Annotated in this window: 1 rRNA gene; it reads right to left on the reverse strand. The window is 56.1% G+C overall.

The window, feature by feature from the left end:
* Window positions 1–255 (reverse strand): 23S ribosomal RNA (locus M3175_RS26245); the annotation flags it as partial.

Raw genomic sequence — 255 nt, forward strand, 5'->3', positions numbered from 1 at the left:
TGAGACAGTGCCCAGATCGTTACGCCTTTCGTGCGGGTCGGAACTTACCCGACAAGGAATTTCGCTACCTTAGGACCGTTATAGTTACGGCCGCCGTTTACTGGGGCTTCGATTCAGAGCTTCGCTTCGCAGCTAACCCCTCCTCTTAACCTTCCAGCACCGGGCAGGCGTCAGCCCCTATACTTCGCCTTGCGGCTTCGCAGAGACCTGTGTTTTTGCTAAACAGTCGCCTGGGCCTATTCACTGCGGCTCTTC

The sequence above is a fragment of the Robertmurraya korlensis genome (assembly GCF_023715225.1).
Classification (GTDB): Bacteria; Bacillota; Bacilli; order Bacillales; family Cytobacillaceae; genus Robertmurraya_A.